At 71.5% G+C, this 19,385-nt stretch carries 20 protein-coding genes, 1 other RNA gene and 1 riboswitch; of the genes, 12 read left to right on the forward strand and 9 right to left on the reverse strand.

What is annotated here, in order from left to right:
* The first annotated feature begins 33 nt into the window (after positions 1–33).
* The 4 genes from ABD298_RS04700 to ABD298_RS18670 all read left to right on the forward strand — a co-directional run bounded on the left by ABD298_RS04700 (position 34) and on the right by ABD298_RS18670 (position 2,524).
* The gene (locus ABD298_RS04700) at positions 34–636 is read left to right on the forward strand and encodes a GDSL-type esterase/lipase family protein (RefSeq protein WP_344299046.1); all 603 of its coding nucleotides are present in this window, start codon (positions 34–36) and stop codon (positions 634–636) included.
* Positions 637–783: 147 nt separating this feature from the next.
* A complete protein-coding gene (locus tag ABD298_RS04705; protein ID WP_344298494.1) occupies positions 784–1,650 on the forward strand; it encodes a DUF4097 family beta strand repeat-containing protein in 867 nt (288 codons plus the stop codon).
* Between the two features lies 1 nt (position 1,651).
* Positions 1,652–2,344, forward strand: a complete 693-nt coding sequence (locus ABD298_RS04710) for a PadR family transcriptional regulator (protein ID WP_344298495.1) — start codon at positions 1,652–1,654, stop codon at positions 2,342–2,344.
* Positions 2,345–2,449: 105 nt separating this feature from the next.
* The gene (locus ABD298_RS18670; RefSeq protein ID WP_369299106.1) at positions 2,450–2,524 is read left to right on the forward strand and encodes a 50S ribosomal protein bL37; all 75 of its coding nucleotides are present in this window, start codon (positions 2,450–2,452) and stop codon (positions 2,522–2,524) included.
* Between the two features lie 116 nt (positions 2,525–2,640).
* On the opposite strand, the gene rsrA is transcribed toward ABD298_RS18670, so the two are convergent.
* Both rsrA and ABD298_RS04720 read right to left on the reverse strand, forming a co-directional pair.
* A complete protein-coding gene (gene rsrA / locus ABD298_RS04715; protein ID WP_344298496.1) occupies positions 2,641–2,898 on the reverse strand; it encodes a mycothiol system anti-sigma-R factor in 258 nt (85 codons plus the stop codon).
* Positions 2,895–3,575 (reverse strand): sigma-70 family RNA polymerase sigma factor, encoded by a 681-nt coding sequence (locus tag ABD298_RS04720; RefSeq protein WP_344298497.1) that lies wholly within the window; start codon positions 3,573–3,575, stop codon positions 2,895–2,897. The genes rsrA and ABD298_RS04720 overlap by 4 nt, the downstream gene beginning before the upstream one ends.
* Before the next feature lie 193 nt (positions 3,576–3,768).
* Between ABD298_RS04720 and ABD298_RS04725 the strand changes: the two genes are divergently transcribed.
* The 8 genes from ABD298_RS04725 to ABD298_RS04760 all read left to right on the forward strand — a co-directional run bounded on the left by ABD298_RS04725 (position 3,769) and on the right by ABD298_RS04760 (position 12,289).
* The gene (locus ABD298_RS04725) at positions 3,769–4,335 is read left to right on the forward strand and encodes a DoxX family protein (RefSeq protein WP_208709259.1); all 567 of its coding nucleotides are present in this window, start codon (positions 3,769–3,771) and stop codon (positions 4,333–4,335) included.
* Positions 4,332–5,657, forward strand: coding sequence for a 3-phosphoshikimate 1-carboxyvinyltransferase (gene aroA, locus ABD298_RS04730; protein WP_344298498.1), 1,326 nt, complete (start codon positions 4,332–4,334; stop codon positions 5,655–5,657). Before ABD298_RS04725 ends, aroA begins: the two co-directional genes overlap by 4 nt.
* Positions 5,658–6,788 (forward strand): ribosome small subunit-dependent GTPase A, encoded by a 1,131-nt coding sequence (rsgA, locus tag ABD298_RS04735; RefSeq protein ID WP_344298499.1) that lies wholly within the window; start codon positions 5,658–5,660, stop codon positions 6,786–6,788. It abuts the gene before it with no gap.
* Positions 6,789–6,852: 64 nt separating this feature from the next.
* Positions 6,853–7,674, forward strand: a complete 822-nt coding sequence (hisN, locus tag ABD298_RS04740) for a histidinol-phosphatase (protein WP_344298500.1) — start codon at positions 6,853–6,855, stop codon at positions 7,672–7,674.
* Positions 7,675–7,750: 76 nt separating this feature from the next.
* Positions 7,751–7,864: riboswitch (SAM riboswitch) on the forward strand.
* 34 nt (positions 7,865–7,898) lie between these two features.
* Positions 7,899–9,320, forward strand: coding sequence for an aminotransferase class V-fold PLP-dependent enzyme (locus tag ABD298_RS04745; RefSeq protein ID WP_344298501.1), 1,422 nt, complete (start codon positions 7,899–7,901; stop codon positions 9,318–9,320).
* 68 nt (positions 9,321–9,388) lie between these two features.
* Positions 9,389–10,153, forward strand: a complete 765-nt coding sequence (locus tag ABD298_RS04750; protein WP_344298502.1) for a class I SAM-dependent methyltransferase — start codon at positions 9,389–9,391, stop codon at positions 10,151–10,153.
* A 123-nt stretch (positions 10,154–10,276) separates the two neighbouring features.
* Positions 10,277–11,548, forward strand: a complete 1,272-nt coding sequence (locus tag ABD298_RS04755) for an Nramp family divalent metal transporter (RefSeq protein ID WP_425564309.1) — start codon at positions 10,277–10,279, stop codon at positions 11,546–11,548.
* Positions 11,549–11,563: 15 nt separating this feature from the next.
* A complete protein-coding gene (locus ABD298_RS04760) occupies positions 11,564–12,289 on the forward strand; it encodes a metal-dependent transcriptional regulator (RefSeq protein ID WP_344298503.1) in 726 nt (241 codons plus the stop codon).
* Positions 12,290–12,328: 39 nt separating this feature from the next.
* Here ABD298_RS04760 and ABD298_RS04765 read toward each other — a convergent pair whose 3' ends face one another.
* From ABD298_RS04765 to ftsE, 7 genes are all read right to left on the reverse strand, one after another.
* Positions 12,329–13,720 carry an MFS transporter gene (locus tag ABD298_RS04765; protein ID WP_344298504.1) on the reverse strand — a complete coding sequence of 464 codons (1,392 nt, stop codon included), beginning with the start codon at positions 13,718–13,720 and terminating at the stop codon, positions 12,329–12,331.
* A gap of 87 nt (positions 13,721–13,807) precedes the next feature.
* Positions 13,808–14,176: a transfer-messenger RNA gene (ssrA, locus tag ABD298_RS04770) on the reverse strand.
* Between the two features lie 108 nt (positions 14,177–14,284).
* A complete protein-coding gene (locus tag ABD298_RS04775) occupies positions 14,285–15,358 on the reverse strand; it encodes a glycoside hydrolase family 3 N-terminal domain-containing protein (RefSeq protein ID WP_344298505.1) in 1,074 nt (357 codons plus the stop codon).
* Positions 15,359–15,640: 282 nt separating this feature from the next.
* Positions 15,641–16,114 carry an SsrA-binding protein SmpB gene (gene smpB, locus ABD298_RS04780; protein WP_208709278.1) on the reverse strand — a complete coding sequence of 158 codons (474 nt, stop codon included), beginning with the start codon at positions 16,112–16,114 and terminating at the stop codon, positions 15,641–15,643.
* Between the two features lie 77 nt (positions 16,115–16,191).
* Positions 16,192–17,625, reverse strand: a complete 1,434-nt coding sequence (locus ABD298_RS04785) for a peptidoglycan DD-metalloendopeptidase family protein (protein WP_344298506.1) — start codon at positions 17,623–17,625, stop codon at positions 16,192–16,194.
* A gap of 19 nt (positions 17,626–17,644) precedes the next feature.
* Positions 17,645–18,559 (reverse strand): permease-like cell division protein FtsX, encoded by a 915-nt coding sequence (ftsX, locus tag ABD298_RS04790; protein ID WP_208709283.1) that lies wholly within the window; start codon positions 18,557–18,559, stop codon positions 17,645–17,647.
* Positions 18,556–19,275 (reverse strand): cell division ATP-binding protein FtsE, encoded by a 720-nt coding sequence (ftsE, locus tag ABD298_RS04795; protein ID WP_208709285.1) that lies wholly within the window; start codon positions 19,273–19,275, stop codon positions 18,556–18,558. The genes ftsX and ftsE overlap by 4 nt, the downstream gene beginning before the upstream one ends.
* Positions 19,276–19,385: the final 110 nt, after the last annotated feature.

A 19,385-nucleotide genomic window follows, 5' to 3' on the forward strand; every position in this document is an offset into this window, starting at 1 on the left:
GGCGGCAGCGGCCGCGACGACGAGGGAGAGTGGATGGCGCACGAGAGGAAGCTTCGCCTCGCGGCGATCGGAGACGAGCTGCTCGCAGGCAATGGGGACCCCCGCGCGCTCGGGTGGTTCGGCCGGGTCCTCGCCCGGACACCGCGGGAGGAGCTGACCCTCGAGTCGTACGTCCTCGCGGCCCCCCTCGAAGGAACGGAAGGCCTCGCCGCCCGTTGGGAGGGCGAGACGCTCCGCCGCTTCGGCGAAGGCTTCGAGAACCGCCTCGTGATCGGCCTGTCCGGCCGCGACATCGAATTCGGCATCTCCCCCGCCCGCAGCCGGCTCAACGTGGCCAACATCCTCGACTCGGCGCAGCAGAACAGCGCGGAGGTGTTCGTCGTAGGTCCTCCGCCGACACTGGACCCGGCGCGGAACCGCCGCCTCGCGGAGCTCAACACTGCCTTCGCCGACGTCACCACCCGCCGCAACCACTACTACGTGGACACCTTCTCCCCCCTGCTGAACCACGAGCAGTGGCGCGGCGACCTTGCCGCCAATGCGGGCACCCCCGGGCAGGCGGGCTACGGCCTCATCGCCTGGCTCGTGCTGCACCGCGGCTGGTTCCCCTGGCTGCGGCTCCCCCAGCCGCAGTAGGGCGCCTCCTCGGGCAAGGCCGCTGGCGGGGAGCCTTCACGGCACCCGCTTGCGGCAAGGAATCCGGCCCCGGGCCTTGCCCCGCCCAAGGACGCGATATATCGTGATTGTGTCAACGCGATATATCGTGATTCCGGAGGAGGAGCCATGCCCACCGAAAGCTGGTCAGTGACGGAACCCCAGACCATCGACATCGAGGCGGTGTCCTCCCTGCGGGCCGGCATCATCGCCGGGCGCCTCGACGTCATCGCGCACGACGGCGAGGGCGCGCGGGTGGAGGTCGCGGAGGTCAGCGGCGAACCCCTCGTCGTGACCCTCACCGAGGGCCGGCTCGAGGTCCGGCACCGCGAGGACGGCGCGCAGGGCTGGTTCAAGAGCATGCTCGGAACCATCAGCGGCGCAACCCAGAACACCGCGGTCGTGAGCATCGCGCTGCCCGCCCGTGTCCCTGTCGAGGTCGGGACGGTCACCGGCGACGGGCTCGTCTCGGGAACCGGCCCTGTCACGAAGCTCAACACCGTCTCCGGCTCGGTCCTCGCCGACGGCACCCACGGCGAGCTCCACATCAATACGGTCTCGGGCGAGGTCATCGCGCGCGGCCACGAAGGCCTCCTGACCGCGAAGACGGTCTCGGGCGAGGTCACCGCCTCCGGGGAGCTGGACCACGTGCGCGCCAACTCCGTCTCCGGGGACCTGTCCTTCGACTCGGCAGGCACGATGCAGGACATCGGGGCCAACACCGTCAGCGGCGCCCTGACCGTCCGCATCCCGCACGGCGTGGGGCTCGACCTCGGCGTGCGCACCTCCTCGGGCCGCGTCGTGGTGGACGACGAGCGCTTCACGATCCTCGGCGGCAAGATCGCGGCGAACCTCGGTCCCGAGGGGCAGCGCATCCGCCTGCGCGCCAACACCGTCTCCGGGGACGTTGCGGTCGTCCACGCCGCGGCGCCCGCGGACCCAGCACCCGAGGCTCCCGCGGCAGCCCAGGAGCCGGGCCGCGGAACGGAGGACTGAGATGGTCCCGCCTGTCTTCGCCCACGGTGCCCTGCGCCTGTACCTCCTTGCGCTCCTCGAGGACGGGCCCAAGCACGGCTACGAGATCATCAGGGCGCTCTCCGAGCGCTTCGGCGGCACCTACTCGCCCAGCGCCGGGACCGTCTACCCGCGGCTCTCGAAGCTCGAGGAGGAGGGACTGGTCGCGACAGCGCCCGAGGGCCGGCGGACGGTGTACTCGATCACCGACTCCGGCCGCGCCGAGCTCGAAGAGCGCCGCGGCGAGCTCGCGGACGTCGAAGAGGACATCTCCGCATCCGTGCGGCGCCTCGCCGACTCGCTGCGCGAGGAGCTGCGGGCGAGCATGCGCGGCCTCAGGGCGGACCTGGCCGCGACAGCCGAGACGGCGCGCAGGTCGGCGCAGCGCAGCAGCGGACCGCCGTGGGGCGTCGGCGGCTCGGGGGGCGCCGGCGCACGCCCGACCGATGACGGTCCGGCGGGGCGGACCCCTTCGTCCGGCCGCGCCGAGCAGGTGCGGGAGAACGCAGGCCGCCTCGCCGAGGCCGAGATGCTCGTGCAGGCCTTCCGCGACGACCTCCGCATCGAGCTGCGCGCCCACGCGGCCACCCACCCGATCACCGAGATCACGGTCGAGGCCATGCGGTCCGCCCTCGAATCGACCCGCGCAGCGATCCGCGCAGCGCTCCGGGCCTAGCCCGGTTGGGCGCTGGGGGGCCGGATGTGGGAGACTGGACGACGGCCTTCTGGGCCACCCGGCCCACCGCGGGCCACACAGTCCGTCGAGAGAAGGAGGCCAGCCATGAGCAAGCGTGCACGCAAGCGCCGTGACCGCAAGCGCGGCGGCGCGAACCACGGCAAGCGCCCCAACACCTGAGGTGCTGCCGCGGACAGCAGGAGGCCCCGGACACCTGTCCGGGGCATCCTGTGTGTCTCTCGGCCGGCGACGTCAGCTGCCGCTGCGCTGGTGCTCCGAGGGCCTCTCCCTGCAGTTCAGGACTGGGCGCGCAGGGCGTGGATCTTGTCCAGGATCGAGGTCTTGAGGGCGGCGGGCGCCTGCTCGTGGCAGCTGCGCTTCATGGCCGAGCGGATCATGCACTCGAGGTCGTGCTCCTCGAGGCAGTCCGGGCACGTCTCGAGGTGGGTGCGGATCTCGGCCACGTCGTGCGCGGGAAGGGCGCCGTCGAGGTACTCGTACAGTCGCTGGAGCCGGCTTTCGTCGCAGTCCCCCAGCCCTTGGCAATCGCTCATTGTTCCTTCTCCTGAGATGCTGCGGGGCGGGCGCCCGCGAATCCTCGCTCGGCGGCGTAGTCGGCGAGCCTGTCGCGCAGCATCTTCCGCCCGCGGTGGAGCCGGCTCATGACCGTGCCTATGGGTGTGTTCATGATCTCCGAGATCTCCTTGTACGCGAAGCCCTCCACGTCCGCGAAGTACACCGCGAGGCGGAACTCCTCGGGGATGGACTGCAGGGCTTCCTTGACGTCGGAGTCGGGGAGGTGGTCGAGCGCCTCGGCCTCGGCGGACCGCAGCCCGGTCGAGGTGTGCGACTCGGCGCGGGCGAGCTGCCAGTCCTCGACGGTGTCGGTGGCCGCCTTCTGGGGTTCCCGCTGGCGCTTCCTGTAGAGGTTGATGTACGTGTTCGTCAGGATCCGGTACAGCCAGGCCTTCAGGTTCGTGCCCGGCTTGTACTGGTGGAACGCTGCGAAGGCCTTCGCATAGGCCTCCTGGACGAGGTCCTCCGCGTCCGCGGGGTTCCGCGCCATCCGCATGGCAGCGGAGTACAGCTGATCGACGTACTGCATCGCGTCCCGCTCGAAGCGGTCGCGGCGCTCATCGTCCGACTCGGCGGCCACGTCCGGGGCCGCGGCGCGCACGGCGCCTGTCCCGTCGTCGGCGGCCTTCGGCTCGCGGGGCTCGACACTGCTCATTGCCGACCAGTCTACTGTCGGGGCAGGCACGGGGCGGTCGAGGACCAGCACGGTGGCTCCTTCCAGTGGACGACGGGCGGCGGCTTTAGCTGACGGACGTGAGGCACAACGCCGCGTCCGCGCGAAAATATTCCGCAAAGGTGCGAGACTGGGGACGCATCTGACGACGTCACCGACTCTTGCAGGAGGCTCCATGTCCGCAGTCCGATTCCTCGCCCGGCCGCTCCTCGCGTCGTCATTCATCGTCGCTGGCGCGGACAAGCTGAAGAACGCGGACGACACGGCGGAACAGCTGTCTCCGGTGCTCCGCCGCGCAGCCGACGCACTGCCCGTGCGCGTGGACGAGAAGACTCTGGCGCGGGCGATCGGCGGGAGCCAGGTTGCCGCGGGCGTCCTGTTCGCCCTGGGCAAGGCACCCCGGCTGTCGGCGTCGGTCCTCGCCCTCACGAGCGCGCTCACCGCGTTCGTCGAGTGGCGCTCAGCGGACATCGGCTCTCCCGAGGGCCGCGCGGCGCGCCGCTCCGGGCTGCTGAAGAACCTCTCGCTCGCAGGCGGGGTCCTGCTCGCCGCGGTGGACACCGACGGCCGGCCCTCCGTCGCGTGGCGCGCGCAGCACCTCGCCGCCGACACCGCGAAAGCCGGCCGCCGACAGCTCGCCCGGGCCGACAAGGCCGCGCACAAGGCAGCCAAGCGCGCCGAGCGCACGGTGCGGAACGTCGCCAAGGGGGCCTCGGAGACCGCCTCGGGCGTGCTCGCGTGACCTCTCCTGCCTGGCCCGCTCCGTTCGCCGCCGGCCCGGTCGACGCGACCGTCACCGTTCCGGGCTCGAAGTCCCTCACGAACCGATACCTCGTGCTGGCGGCTCTGGCGGACGGGCCAAGCAGGCTCCGCGCGCCACTCCACTCGCGCGACTCCGCACTCATGGTCGCGGCACTCCGATCGCTCGGGGCGACGGTGACCGAGGTGCCCGGCGACGGCGAGTACGGCCCCGACCTCGAGGTCACCCCGATCCCCACCGGCGCCGACGCCCCGGGTCTGGGACGGGCCGAGGTCGACTGCGGCCTCGCCGGGACCGTGATGCGCTTCGTCCCGCCGCTCGCCGCGCTCGTCCGCGGCGAGGTCGCGTTCGACGGCGATCCCCATGCCCGCGTCCGCCCCATGGGACCGGTCATCGACGCGCTCGCGGCCCTCGGCGTCGCCGTCTCCTCGTCGGACCCGGACTCCGCTGGCACGCCGACATCGCTGCCGTTCACGGTGCACGGCGCGGGTACGGTGCCCGGCGGGCACGTGGTCGTCGACGCGTCGGGGTCGAGCCAGTTCGTCTCGGCGCTCCTCCTCGTGGGTGCCCGCTTCGAGCACGGCCTGCACCTCGAGCACGTGGGCAAGCCCGTGCCGAGCCTCGACCACATCTCCATGACGGTCGAGGTGCTGCGCGGCGTCGGGGTGGAGGTCGACGACTCCGTGCCGAACCACTGGCACGTCACGCCCGGGACCATCCGCGCCTTCGACGTGCGCATCGAGCAGGACCTCTCCAATGCGGGGCCCTTCCTCGCGGCGGCCCTCGCGACGCACGGGACCGTGCGGGTCCCCAACTGGCCCGAGCACACGACGCAGGTCGGCGACGCCTGGCGGCGGATCCTCCCGCAGCTCGGCGCCACGGTGACGCTCGACGCCGGGACGCTCACCGTCACGGGCGGCGAGCGGATCACCGGCGCCGAGCTGGCGGACACGAGCGAGCTTGCCCCGACCGTGGCGGCGCTGTGCGCGCTGGCGGAGTCGCCGTCGCGCCTCACCGGCATCGCGCACCTGCGCGGGCACGAGACCGACCGCCTCGCGGCCCTCGTCGCAGAGATCACGCGGCTCGGCGGCGACGCCGAGGAGACCGAGGACGGGCTGGTGATCCGGCCTGCCCCGCTGCACGGCGGGGTCGTGCGCAGCTATGCGGACCACAGGATGGCCACGGCCGGCGCGATCTGGGGCCTCGCCGTCCGAGGCGTCGAGGTCGAGGACATCGCGACGACGTCCAAGACGATGCCCGAGTTCCCCCAGATGTGGGCGAGGATGCTCGGCCAGGGAGCCTGAGTGGCCAAGCGCGAATGGGACGAGAGCGACGTCCGGATCCGCCCCAACAAGCGCGGCAGCCGGCCGCGCACGAAGGAGCGGCCGAGCCACGACGACGCCGTCCGGGGCAGGATCGTCACGGTGGACCGCGGGCGCTACACGGCGATCGTGGCCGAGGACTCGTCCGAGGAACGGGTCGTCGTCGCGGCCCGCGCGCGCGAGCTGCGGCGCACCCCGGTGGTCGCCGGGGACTTCGTCGCACTCGTCGGAGACGTGAGCGGGCGTCCGGACACGCTCGCCAGACTCGTGCGCGTCGAGGAGCGGCAGACCGTCCTGCGCCGCAGCGCGGACGACACAGACCCGGTCGAGCGCGTCGTGGTCGCCAACGCCGACCAGCTCGTGATCGTGGTGGCGGCCGCCAACCCCGAGCCCCGCACAGGCTTCATCGACCGGGCCCTCGTCGCCGCCTATGACGCCGGGCTCGAGCCGCTCCTGCTCGTCACCAAGGCGGACCTGAAGGACCCGGCCCCGCTCCTGGCGACGTACGAGCACCTGCCGCTGACCGTCGTCGTGAGCCGCACGGCCGAGACGGACGGGGCCCCGGCCGACGAGGCCGCAGCGGGCGCCGGCATCGATGCGCGAGGGGCTGACGGCTCCTCGGCCCGGCTCGACGCGGAGGCCGTCGCGGAGCTGCGCGCGGAACTCGACGGGCACGTGACGGTGCTGCTCGGCCATTCGGGTGTGGGCAAGTCGACCATGGTCAACGCGCTCACCGGCGCTGACCGGGCCACCGGAGGCGTGAACGCCGTGACCGGGCGCGGGCGGCACACCTCGTCGTCGGCGCTTGCCCTCCGCCTCTCCGAGGCCCCGCCGGGGAGCTGGATCATCGACACCCCGGGGATTCGGTCGTTCGGCCTCGCGCACGTGGACCCGGACCGGATCCTGCGCGCCTTCGCCGACCTCGAGCCCGGCACCGCGGCGTGCGAGCGGGGCTGCCGCCACGACGCCGCGGCTGTCGGCTGCGGGCTCGACGCGTGGGTCGCCGAGGGCAATGCGGGCGACGCCGGTCCGGCCCGCCTCGCGTCGCTGCGCCGTCTGCTCGGCAGCGGCTCGCGCGAGGAGGCGCAGGACGCCAAGGAGCTCGGCGCGTAGCGGGCCCCCTCTTCCAGGCGGAGCCTCCCGCTCCGGCAGGGCGCGAAGCGATAGCGTGGGGTCCATGACGCAAGCGCCCGAGACGTACAACGACGACCTCCGGCTGGCCCACGTGCTGGCGGACTCGGTCGATGCCCAGACCATGGAGCGGTTCAAGGCCCTCGACCTCAAGGTCGAGACGAAGCCCGACCTCACGCCGGTGACGGACGCGGACCGGGCGGCGGAGGAGGCCATCCGCGGCCAGCTTGCCCGCTCCAGGCCTCGGGACGCCGTGGTCGGCGAGGAGTTCGGCACGACGGGGCACGGGGCGCGGCGGTGGATCATCGACCCGATCGACGGCACGAAGAACTTTGTCCGCGGCGTGCCCGTGTGGGCCACCCTCATCGCCCTGGCGGACGGCGACGAGATCGTCATGGGCGTGGTGAGCGCGCCAGCCCTCGGCCGCCGGTGGTGGGCGGTGAAGGGAGCCGGCGCCTATACCGGCCGCTCGCTCGCCTCGGCGACGCGGCTGAAGGTCTCCAATGTGGCGCGGCTCGAGGACGCCTCGCTCTCGTACTCCTCGCTCTCGGGATGGAAGGAGCGCGGGAGCCTCGACGGCTTCATCGGCCTCACCGAGGACGTGTGGAGGACGCGAGCGTACGGGGACTTCTGGTCGTACTGCCTCGTCGCGGAGGGAGCTGTCGACATCGCCACCGAGCCCGAGCTCGCCCTGTACGACATGGCGGCCCTGGTCCCGATCGTGAAGGAGGCGGGCGGGCGCTTCACGTCCCTGGACGGGGAGGACGGCCCGTGGGGCGGGAACGCCCTCGCGACCAACGGGATCCTCCACTCGGAGGTCCTCGGTCGTCTCCACGCCGAGCGCGAGCCGGTCTCGGAGGCGCCCTGACACGCGCTGTCACAATGCGACACGCTCGACGGCCACGGATGCACCCTCCGCACCCCGTGGCCTAGTCTCGTGGACAGGTCACGAGTGCCAGCGCTAAACCCCGGTTTGCTGGCCGGCAACCCTCCCACCGCGGCGGGGTGCCCCGGGTGACGACCAGGCCGGTCCGGAGCGGACCCGGCAAGCGCGGACCCGCCACGGGTCCCTCACGGTCACGAGGAATGCCGATGAGCCCTGTCCCGCCCTCCCTGCTGCCCGCCGTCGACACAGCCGTCGGCACCAGCGCCGCCCCGCCCCACCGGTACGCCGACGCGCTCGAGCCGCTGCTCGCCGTCGTGGGCGCCGACCTGCGGGCGCCGTTGGTGGGCGGGGACGAGGTCCGGTACGCCAATCTCGACTATGCGGCCTCCGCCCCGTCGCTCGCTGCCGTTGCCGACCATCTCACCGACGTACTGCCGTTCTACGCGAGCGTCCACCGGGGTGCGGGGTATGCCTCGCAGATCAGCACGAGCCTGTATGAGAACGCCCGCGGGACCGTCCGCAGGTTCGTCCGGGCCCGGCCCGACGACGCGGTGGTGTTCACGCGCAACACGACGGACTCCCTCAACCTTCTGGCAGGATGCGTCCCGGCCGGGAGCGAGGTCCTGTACCTGGACATCGAGCACCATGCAAACCTCCTGCCCTGGCAGGCGCGCCCGCACCGCAGCGTCGTCGCGGCGCCCAGCCTGGCCGAGACGCTCGAGCGGGTCCGGATCTCGCTGTCCGACGGCGGCGTGGGCCTCCTCGCCGTCACGGGCGCCTCCAATGTCACGGGCGAGGTCCTCCCCATCGCCGAACTAGCCGCGATCGCGCACGAGCACGGTGCCCGGATCGTCGTCGACGCGGCCCAGCTGGCTCCGCACCGCCGGATCGACATGGCTGCCGCAGGAACATCCGGGGAGATCGACTACCTCGCGTTCTCCGGCCACAAGCTCTACGCGCCGTTCGGCAGCGGCGTCCTCGTGGGCCGCGCCGACTGGCTCGACGCCGGCACTCCCCACCTTGCCGGAGGCGGCGCCGTGCGGGAGGTGCGCCTCGACGCGGTCACCTGGGCGGACGGTCCGGCCCGGCACGAGGCCGGCTCCCCCAACGTCCTCGGGGCGGCCACCCTCGCCCGGGCGGCCGAGGTCCTCGGCTCCCTCGACGAGGCCGCGTGGCAGCGGCACGAACAGCAGCTGCGTGCCGCGCTCCTGGAGGGGCTCGCGGAGATCGACGGCGTCACCGTCCACCGGCTGTTCGACGACTCCAAGGAGGCGATCGGCGTCGTGAACTTCTCGGTGGCCGGGCACGACGCCGGGCTGGTGGCCGCCTGCCTCTCGGCAGAGCACGGCGTGGGGCTGCGCGACGGCCGGTTCTGCGCGCACCCGCTCCTGAAGCGCCTCGGCCTGCCGTCGGGCTCGCTGCGCGCGAGCTTCGGGGTCGGGTCCCGGCTGGAGGACGTCGAGCGCCTTGTGGCGGGAGTGCGAGGGCTCGTCGAGGACGGGCTCGGGATCGACTACGCGGTCGACGCCGGCCGGTGGGTGCCCGCCCACGACTCGCGGCCCTTCCCCGCATGGGCCCCCAACACTCCAGGCACCGCGGGCGCAGCCCCCTGTCTCACGGACTCCTGACTTCCACGGCGGCGCCGCTTCGCACGCCGGAATAGAGTGGGCTCGGCAGTCCACGAGGGAGGCAGGGAATGGCACGCGGCGGGCCGAAGCTGGACGACGCACGACGGCGCGAGCTCGCCAGCGCGTTCGAGGCCGGCGGGGCGCACTACGAGAGGGTCCGGCCCGGGTACCCGGCGGAGACGGTCGCGTGGCTCGTCCCCGACGGCGCGGAGACCGCCGTCGACCTCGGGGCCGGCACGGGCAAGTTCACGGGCCTCCTAGCCCGGCATGGGCTCGGGGTCACCGCGGTGGACCCGTCCGCGGACATGCTCGCCGAACTGGGCCGCCGATACGCGGGCGTGCACTGCATCGTCGCGCCTGCCGAGTCGACGGGTCTTCCCGACGGCTGTGCGGACCTCGTCGTCGCCGCCCAGGCCTGGCACTGGTTCGACCCCGAGGCTGCCACGCGGGAGGCCGTGCGGCTCCTGCGCCCCGGGGGACGGGTCGGCCTCATCTGGAACCAGCTCGACACAACGGTGCCGTGGGTCCACCGGCTCTCCCGCATCATGCACGCCGGCGACGTCCACAAGCCCGGCTACCACCCGCCGTCGGGCCCCGAGCTCACCGGCTGGGAGTCTGCTGTCATCCGGTGGGAGGACCCCATCACGCCGGAGGGCATCGTGGACCTCACGAAGTCGCGCAGCTACTACCTCCGTGCCGACGCGCGGCACCGCGCCAAAGTCGAGTCGAACCTCGCGTGGTACCTCCACGAGCACCTCGGGCACGCTCCCGGCGAAGCCCTCGCACTCCCCTACCTGACGCAAGTCTGGCGGGCCGTCCCTTCCGTCTCCTAGGAACGGGCCGGTCGCGGCCACCTTGCCGTCCTCCCCCGGCGGCGCCTACAGTTTAGGCAGACCGAAAAACGGGTCTCCGGTGCGGCGAACAGCCCCGGGAGCGCGCAGCAGAGAGGCTGAAGGGTGAGCAGGACCTTGAAGGCGACCGAGCGGACCCCGGGGTCGCGCTCCCGGTGGATCATGCTCCTGGGAACTCTGGGGCCGGCGTTTGTCGCCTCCGTCGCCTACGTCGACCCTGGGAACGTCGCGGCGAACCTGACTGCAGGGGCGCGCTACAGCTATCTGCTCGTGTGGGTCCTCGTCATCGCGAACGCCATGGCCATGCTCATCCAGTACCAGTCCGCCAAGCTCGGAGTCGTCACCGGGCGCACCATGCCGGAGATCCTGGGCCAGCGACTGGGCCGTACAGCCCGCAGGCTGTACTGGGCGCAGGCGGAAGTCGTGGCGCTCGCCACGGACCTGGCCGAGGTCGTGGGCGGCGCGCTTGCCCTGCACCTCCTCTTCCAGGTGCCGCTTCCGCTGGGGGCCGTCATCATCGGCGCCGTGTCCATGGCGATCCTCGCGATCCAGGACTTCCGGACGCAGCAGCGCTTCGAGCTCGCCATCGTCGGTCTCCTCGCCGTCATCACCATCGGCTTCCTGACGGGTCTGGCGATGAGCCCCCCAGCACCGGCACGCGTCCTCGGCGGCCTCGTGCCCCAGTTCGACGGTCCCGACTCAATTCTGCTAGCGGCCTCGATGCTCGGGGCAACCGTCATGCCCCACGCCATCTACGTGCATTCGGCACTGGCGCGGGACCGCCACCGCAGCGACCCCGATGAGCACTTCGGCGCTCCCGCCATCCTGCGCCTCCTGCGCAGCACCCGGGTCGACGTCGTCGTTGCCCTGGGCGTGGCCGGCGTCGTGAACATCGGGATGCTCCTCCTTGCAGCGTCGACACTCGCAGGCGCCGAGGGCACCGACACGATCGAGGGCGCACACGCCTCGATCCAGTCAGCGCTCGGGCCGGCCGTCGGTGCCATCTTCGCGGTGGGCCTCCTCGCGAGCGGTCTCGCCTCGACGGCAGTGGGCGCGTATGCGGGGGCGACCATCATGGAGGGGCTGCTCGAACGCAGGATCCCGCTCGTGCTGCGCCGGTCTATCACCCTCATCCCCTCAATCGTCGTCCTCGCCCTCGGTGTGGACCCGACGTGGTCCCTCGTCGTGAGCCAGGTCGTGCTGAGCTTCGGGATTCCGTTCGCCCTGATACCCCTCATCCGCCTGGGTTCCACGAAGTCCGTGGTAGGCGACCACGTGATGCGGCTCCCCCTCGCGATCGCGTCCTGGATCAGCGCCGCGCTCGTCGTCGCCCTCAACATGGTGCTCCTCTGGCTCACCTTTGCCGCGGGGTCCTGAGGGTAGGCTGGACGGGTGAAGAGCGCTCCCTCGTCCTCGATCGAGGACTACGTGAAGGTCATCTACACCTTCACCGAATGGCAGGACAGGCCCATCACGTCGTCGCAGCTGGCCGCACGGCTGGGCGTGGCGAACTCATCGGTTTCCGAGATGGTCCGCAAGCTGAGGGAACAGGGCCTCGTGGACCACCGCCCCTACGGGGCCGTGCGGCTCACCGAGGAAGGGCGCGCGCTCGCCCTGACCATGGTCCGCCGGCACCGCCTCCTCGAGACCTTCCTGGTCCGCGAGCTCGGCTACCGGTGGGACGAGGTCCACGACGAGGCCGAGCAGATCGAGCATGCGGTGTCCGACCTTTTCGTCGACCGGCTCTCCGCGAAGCTCGGCCACCCCGTCCGCGATCCGCACGGCGACCCGATCCCCACCGCGGACGGGCGGATTGAACGGCCCAGCGCCCACGTCCTGAGCGAGCTCGATGCCGGCCATCGCGGGCGCGTCACGCGGATCAGCGACGACAATCCGGAGCTCCTGCGCTACCTCGCGGCGGAGCGGATCGTCCTCGACGCCGACCTCGAGGTGGTGCGGCGCAAGCCGTTCGGCGGGCCGCTGGTCGTGAGGATCGGCGGCACGGGCGATGCGCGTGAGGTCGACGTCGCGGATGAGATCGCCGAGGCCGTGTGGGTCCACAGCGACACCGTGCACGCCGGCTGCACTCTGGCCGCGTCCGCCCACCACGGAGGCTGAGCCGGACCCTACCGCCGCGCACGGCCGCCGGCTCCGGCTTCACGCCTCCCGGCTGGCCGGCTCGGCAGCGGTGCTGGCCGTGGGAATCCACAGCGCCGAGGTGGCGGCTGCGAGGGCGAGGAGCACTGCGGTGACCGCCGCCGCCCGGGCGAACCCCGCGTCGTCGAGCGTGCCGCCCACGATCGCCCCGGATGCGCCGATCGCGACGAGCGAGGCGATCCGGGCGACCGCGTTGTTGACCGCGGAACCCGCACCCTCAGCACCCCGGGGCACGGCGGAGAGCACGGTCGTCGTCAGGGGAGCGACCATGAGCGCCAGCCCGATCCCCAGCAGGACCATGGGGCCGAAGACATCCCTGAGGTACACGAGCGGAGGCTGGGCGAGGGCGAGCCAGGCGAAGCCCACGGCCGCCACGGCCGGGCCCACGGACATGGGAAGCCGAGGGCCCCGTCGGGCCGCCAGCGTGGCCGACCGCCCCGAGAGGAACAGCATGGGGACGGTGCTCGGGAGCATGCCCAGCCCGGCCAGGAACGCGCTCAGCCCCATCCGCTGCTGGAGGTACAGCCCGACGGTGAAGGAGCCCAGGCCGAGGGCGCCGTAGGCCCAGAAGGTCGCTGCGTTCCCGGCCGAGAAGGCCGGTTCGCGGAAGAGCCCCAAGGGTATCTGCGGGTCTGCGGAGGACCGCTGGCGCACCAGGAACACCGCGACGAGGGCCGCGCCGCCAGCGAGAGAGACGATCACCGCCGGATCCGCGAAGCCCGTTCCCGCCGCCACGATGAGGCCCAGCACCACGGCACCCAGGCCGCACACGCTGAGGGCCGCGCTCGCGACGTCGAAGGCCGCCTCCCGCCGCGGCGGACGGATGGCACGTCGGCGCAGTCGCGCCAGCGGGCGCCACATGAGGGCCGCAGGGAGCACATTGACGAGGAAGACGAGCCGCCAGCTCCCGAGGTCGACCGCGGCGCCGCCCACGAAGGGCGCCGCGACGCTCGCCGCGGAGATCCAGGCGGTCCATTGGGCGATGAGCCGGAGCCGGGTCGTCCCGTGGGCGGCCGCAGTGATGAGCGCGAGCGCGCTCGGCGTGATCACCGCCCCTGCCGCGCCCTGGGCGAGCCGGCCGGCCACGAGGACCCAGCCCTCAGGCGCTAGGCCGCACACGAGCGAGGTGAGCGTGAACCAGAGCGTCCCGGCGGCGAGCACCCGTTCGGTGCCGAAGCGGTCGGCCACCGCCCCGGCGGCGAGCAGGAGCGCCCCGAGGGTCAGGAGGTAGCCGTCCATGACCCACTGCTGGAGCACGAGGCCGCCGCCGAGCTCGCGCTCGACCGCGGGAAGCGCCAGCCCGACGCCCTGGCCATCGAGGATCACGAGGCAGCTCGAGGCAACCGCGACGCCGAGGACGCGGCGCAGGTCCCGGGGCTCGCGCGGACGCACAGCCCCATACTGCCCTCCGGGACGGCTTGGGCACGAGGGGCGGACGCACGAGGACCCCGGCCTGATGGCCGGGGTCCTCGTGCGACAGAGTGGAGATGGGGGGAATTGAACCCCCGTCCGGTGCGGTTTTGCCAGGTATTCTCCGGGCGCAGTGTGCGTCGGGTTTTCTCGGCCCCAGCCATCAAGCACACCAGTGGCTGACCCGGGCCCAGTCGTCTGAATGTCCCAGCAGCCCCGACGACGAGGGCTGCCAGCAGTGGCTATCTAATCGACGCCAGGATCCGGGGCGATAGCAATCCCGGGCTGACGGACTTGCTCGCTACTTAGGCAGCGAGAGCGAAGTCAGTGCGCTTAGACTTGGCACTTATTGTTTTGCAGAGAGCGTTGACGAGATGACTCTGCATCCTCGGCCCGCTTCCCCTGTCTCGACCTACACCGTCGAAACCGATCATCCCCGTATGTGGTTGTCAAACCTCGGGCAACCCCTGTGGGCTGACCGCTCCGGCGGCCCTGCGACCATCGGAACAGCCAGTATAGCGCGCGACCGCCGTAGAATATTCCGGCTCATCCGCGCGGCAGCAGACCGGCCGATTCCTTGGCCGTGAGGACCGCCAGTGCCGCGGCGTCGACGGTCCGGGCGAAAGCCGGATCGGCCTTCGCCCGCTCGGCGATCCCTGCCCACACGCGCGGCGCCAGATTCTGGTTGGTGCACAGCGCCACGGTTCCCCCGGCAGCCAGGAAGCCGCTCCCCCGGCCTTCGGGCGGGACGGAGGCGAGCTGGGCGGCGTCGCAGATGTCGTCGGAGACCACGATGCCCCGGAAGCCGAGGTCACCCCGGAGCATGCCCTGGATGACCGTCGGGGAGAACACGGCGTCGTTCGCGCCGTCGATGGCGGGGTACCTGGCATTGGAGATCATGGCCCACGGGGCGCCCGCGTGCACGGCAGCGCTGAAGGGAGCCAAATAGGGGTCATGCCGGCCCGTCACCGGGTCGGCCACGCCCGCGCTGACATCCGTGTTCGCGGTGACGCGCCCGAGGCCCGGGAAATGCTTCGGCGCGGTGGCTACGCCGGCGTCGGCCATGCCCTGGGCGAAGGCCACCCCGTGCGACGCGACCGCCTCCGGGCTGTAGGCGTACTCGCGGCCCCACTTGCCGATAGGCGCGTTGCTCGGCGCGAACTCCGCCGACGGCACGGTGTCCAGCACCGGCGCGAGGTTCACGTTGACGCCAGCGGCGGCCAGCTCGCGGCCCCAGGTCCGGGCCGCTGCGCGGAGCGCGGCGGGATCCATCGCCCCCTGGTCGATCGCCGCAGGGATGTCCGAGAACCCGGGGCCGCGCAGGATCTGCACGTTGCCGCCCTCCTGGTCGGTCGCGACGAACTGTCCTACGCCAAGGGTGGCACCCGGCGTCGCCTCCGCCTTCAGGGCGGCCACCACGGCGGACACGGCCGCTGCTCCAGCGGTCGTGCGCCCCTTGAGGAACACGTTTCCGATGTGGAGGCGGCGGAGCGCATCCAGGCTCGCGGCATCCGCCCCGGTCACCGGCGTCCCGACCATCATGACCTGTCCCACGCGCTGCTCGAGCGTCATCGACGCGAGGATCTGCTGGGCGCGGCTGGGCGCCGAAGTCTGGGACACACTCGGAGCGGACGACGGTGTGGGGCCGCCGCCCGCCTCGGTGCTCGGCGCGGGCGTGGTCTCACCGCTACCGCCGGCCGACGCCCCGGGCGAGCCTGACGCGGAGGCTGCGGGCGGCGTCGTAGGTCCCGGCTCTTGCGAGAGCAGTCGCACGAGCACTGCGGACGCGAGCGCGAGCCCAACAATGATCCCTGCGGCTGCTACGATCCAGGTCCGTGTCCGTGGGTGTGCCATGGCCTCCTCAGGCGGGATCGCGGCGTGTCCGCGTCCCGGGACGGCGCCTCACCGGCGCCGGTTGCGCTCCCGCATCTCGCGCAGAGCCTCGCGCTTGTCCTGCGCCTCGCGCAGGGACTGGCGCTTGTCGTAGTCCTTCTTGCCTCGGGCGAGGGCGATCTCGACCTTGGCGCGGCCGTCGTTGAAGTACATCTGCAGCGGCACGACCGTCAGGCCGGACTCATTGACCTTGTGCTCGATCTTGGCCAGCTCCTCGCGGTGCAGCAGGAGCTTGCGCTTGCGCTTGGAGGGGTGGTTGGTCCACGAGCCCTGGGTGTACTCCGGAATGTTCACGGCCTCGAGCCACAGCTCACCGCGGTCGAAGTGGCAGAACCCTTCGCCGAGGGAGACGTGCCCGTCCCGGAGGGACTTCACCTCGGTGCCCATCAGCACGAGGCCGGCCTCCCAGGTGTCGAGGATGTGGAAGTCGTGCCTGGCCTTGCGGTTCGTGGCCACAACCTTCCGGCCACTCTCTTTCGGCACGGCGCTGCTCCTTTTCCTCGTTCCGCTCTCCACGGTGGACGGCGGCCCCCGCCGGTCCGGCGAGGGAAGATTTCAGTCTACAGGAGGCCCATCGGGTCGACCGGCGAGCCGTTGAGCCAGGTCTCGAAGTGCGAGTGACAGCCGGTCGAGTTCCCCGTGGTTCCGGAGTAGGCGATGAGCTGGCCTTGGCTCACGTACTGCCCGGGGCTCACCGCCACGGAGGTGTTGTGGTAGAAGACCGTGGTCAGAGAGTTCCCCTGGACCACCCCGTGGGAGATCATCACAGTGTTCCCGCCGCCGTTGTTCAGCCAGCCCGCCGTCGTGACGGTGCCCGCCGCGGGCGCGTATACGGGCGTCCCGCAGGGGGCCCCGAAGTCGATCCCGGTGTGCATGTAGCCGCCGGTCCCGTAGAAGTCGATCGATCCGGGCGGTGTGGCCCGCCAGCCGAAGCCCGAGGTGATCGGGATGCCGCGGAAGGGGTTGGCGAGGCCGAAGGCGGACGGCGACCCGGGCCGGACGGCGTTGTCGCGCGCCGCCTGGGCAGCGGCCTCGGCCGCCGCCCTGGCCTGGCCTGCGGCGAGCGCGGCCTGGCGGGCCTCCTCGGCACGCTGCTCGGCGATGCGACGCTGCTCGGCCTCCCACGCCTCACGCAGCCTCCGGTCGCGCTCCGCGATCTCCGCCGCCACCTGGTCCTGCTGGGTCTTGAGGTCCGCGATCTGCTTCTGGATGGCCGGCTTGGCGGCCTCGAGCTCCTTGCTCAGCCGCGAGGTGTCGTCGATCAGCTTGTCCACCGCGGCCTTCTTCGCCGCCGCGTCGTCACGCGCCGCCTGCTCCTTGCGCAGGGCCTCGTCGGCGAGTGCCTTGAGCTCCTTGATCTCGGACTCGACCGCAGCGAGGCGTGCCTCCGAGTTGACGTTCGCGGCACTCTGCTGGGAGAGCTGGGTCAAGGCAGCGTTCTGGCTCTCCATGACCTGGTCGGCCAGGTCCAGCGAGCTCGTGAGGCTCCCGCCCTCGCCCGAGCCCAGCATGAGGCTGAGGTTCGACGGGACGCCGCCGGACATGTACGACTCGCTGGCAATCTCGCCGATGAGCTTCTTGGTGCTGTCCATCTTGCCGCGGTCGGCCTCAATCTGGGCCGTGATCTTCGCCTTGTTCTGCTGGGCCGCATCGACGCGCACGGCGAGGGCATTGACCTCGTTGGTCGCCGCGGTGACGCGGGACTGGGCATCGAGCAGTGCCTGCTGCGCCCCGGGCAGCTGGCCCTGGTAGGTCGCGAGGTCCGCGGCGGTCTGGCGGATCCTGCCGTCGAGGAACTCGAGGTTCTGCTGGACCTCCTGCGCACGCTGGTTCAGCTGCGACTGCTTGTCGTCGAGGTCGTCGGCGGTCGCCGCGGGCCCGGAGGCGCAGAGCGCGGCGAGGAGGGCGACGACAACGGCGGCGCCGGCCGCCCTGCGGCTCCTGCCGCCGACCTGTGGCTGACGGACCCCCGGTCCCAGCGCGCGTTTGTGCATCCTCGTCCCTCCCAGCGGACTAGACCTTGAGATACCGACGAAGGGTCAGCATCGACGAAACGCCCGCGAGCACGATCCCCAGCGCGATGAGCAGGGGGGCGAGCACGAGGGTCTGGGACGGCGAGATGAACGCTGTCCCGGGGTACTGGGCCGTGAGCACGTCGCCCAGGAAGAATTTGGCGACCGCCCAGAGGGTCGCTGACGCAAGGACCGCGCCCACCACCGCGGCGATGACGCCCTCGAGGACGAACGGCAGCTGGATCATGAGCTTCGACGCGCCGACGAGGCGCATGATTCCGGTCTCGCGGCGTCTGCTGAATGCGGAGAGTCTGATGGTCGTGGCGATCAGCAGGATTGCGCACACGATCATGATGCCCGCGATGACGATGGCCACGAGCGAGGCGACGTTCATGACCGAGAAGAGCCGCTCGAGGACCTCGCGCTGGTCGCTCACGAGCCGGACGCCAGGCCGCGAGGAGAAGGTCTCACTGATGATCTGGTACTTCTGGGGGTCCTTGAGGTTGACCCGGAACGAGGCCGGAAGCTGGTCCGGGGTCACGGAGTCCACGATCGGCGAGTTGGCGAACTGCTCCCGGTAGTGCTGGTACGCCTCGTCCTGCGACTCATAGTGGTAGTCGTTGACGTACTGCGCCACCGCAGGCGTCTCGAGCAGCTTCGTCAGGGCCGCCCGCTGGTCCTCCGTCACGGCCCCCGAGGTGCATCCCGGCGCCTTGGCGGTTCCGTTGCAGAGGAAGATGGCCACCTGGACGCGGTCGTACCAGAAGCCCTTCATCTGGTTGATCTGAAGCTGGAGCATGCCGGCCGCGCCCACGAACGTGAGCGAGACGAACGTCACGAGTACCACGGAGACCACCATGGTCAGGTTGCGGCGGAGTCCACCGGCGATCTCGCCGAGGATGAACGCGGCCCTCACTCCCCGCTCCCTTCCGCAGTGACGTGCGGGATCATCGAGGTGTACAGGGCCTTGGCCTCATCGCGCACCACCTGGCCGTCGACGAGCTCGATGACGCGCTTGCGCATCGAGTTGACGATGTCGGTGTCATGGGTGGCCATCACGACCGTCGTGCCGTTCTGGTTGATCCTGTCGAGCACCGCCATGATGCCCTGGCTCGTGGTCGGGTCGAGGTTGCCGGTGGGCTCGTCCGCGAGGAGGATCCCGGGGCGGTTCACGACGGCGCGCGCGATCGCCACGCGCTGCTGCTCGCCGCCGGAGAGCTCGTGGGGCATGCGGTGGCCCTTGCCCTCCAGGCCGACGGTCTTGAGGACTTCGGGCACAGCGTCCCGGATGATCGTCCGGCTCTTGCCGATCACCTGCATGGCGAAGGCCACGTTCGCGAAGACGGTCTTCTGGGGCAGCAGGCGAAAATCCTGGAACACGACGCCGATGCCCCGCCTCAGCCTGGGAATCCGCCAGCTCGGGAGCGTGGCGACGTTCTGGCCCGCGACGAACACGGCCCCGCTGGTGGCCCGGTCCTCACGCATCACCAGCCGCAGGAAGGTGGACTTGCCGCTGCCGGAGGCGCCGACGAGGAACGCGAACTCCTCCCGCTCGATCTCGAGGCTCACGGAGTCGAGTGCCGGGCGGGCTTTCCGGTCGTAGACCTTCGTGACGTTCTCGAAGCGGATCATCGGCTTTCCGGCCCGTGGACGCGCGCGTCCGACGCCCGGCGCACGGGCAAGGCTCGGGGGCAGAACGCGCCGGCTGATCGACTATAACCATGGGGGTGGGCCGACACGCG

The organism is Sinomonas flava, assembly GCF_039531875.1.
GTDB classification, from domain to species: domain Bacteria; phylum Actinomycetota; class Actinomycetes; order Actinomycetales; family Micrococcaceae; genus Sinomonas; species Sinomonas flava.

Excerpts from the sequence above, each read along its gene's own strand:
- ABD298_RS04700 (WP_344299046.1), top strand. The coding sequence starts at position 34 with ATGGCGCACGAGAGGAAGCTTCGCCTCGCGGCGATCGGAGACGAGCTG.
- hisN (WP_344298500.1), top strand. The coding sequence starts at position 6,853 with ATGACGCAAGCGCCCGAGACGTACAACGACGACCTCCGGCTGGCCCAC.
- ABD298_RS04725 (WP_208709259.1), top strand. The coding sequence starts at position 3,769 with ATGTCCGCAGTCCGATTCCTCGCCCGGCCGCTCCTCGCGTCGTCATTC.
- ABD298_RS04710 (WP_344298495.1), top strand. The coding sequence starts at position 1,652 with ATGGTCCCGCCTGTCTTCGCCCACGGTGCCCTGCGCCTGTACCTCCTT.
- ABD298_RS04750 (WP_344298502.1), top strand. The coding sequence starts at position 9,389 with ATGGCACGCGGCGGGCCGAAGCTGGACGACGCACGACGGCGCGAGCTC.
- ABD298_RS04720 (WP_344298497.1), bottom strand. The coding sequence starts at position 3,575 with ATGAGCAGTGTCGAGCCCCGCGAGCCGAAGGCCGCCGACGACGGGACA.
- ftsE (WP_208709285.1), bottom strand. The coding sequence starts at position 19,275 with ATGATCCGCTTCGAGAACGTCACGAAGGTCTACGACCGGAAAGCCCGC.
- rsrA (WP_344298496.1), bottom strand. The coding sequence starts at position 2,898 with ATGAGCGATTGCCAAGGGCTGGGGGACTGCGACGAAAGCCGGCTCCAG.
- ABD298_RS04745 (WP_344298501.1), top strand. The coding sequence starts at position 7,899 with ATGAGCCCTGTCCCGCCCTCCCTGCTGCCCGCCGTCGACACAGCCGTC.
- ABD298_RS04785 (WP_344298506.1), bottom strand. The coding sequence starts at position 17,625 with ATGCACAAACGCGCGCTGGGACCGGGGGTCCGTCAGCCACAGGTCGGC.
- ABD298_RS04705 (WP_344298494.1), top strand. The coding sequence starts at position 784 with ATGCCCACCGAAAGCTGGTCAGTGACGGAACCCCAGACCATCGACATC.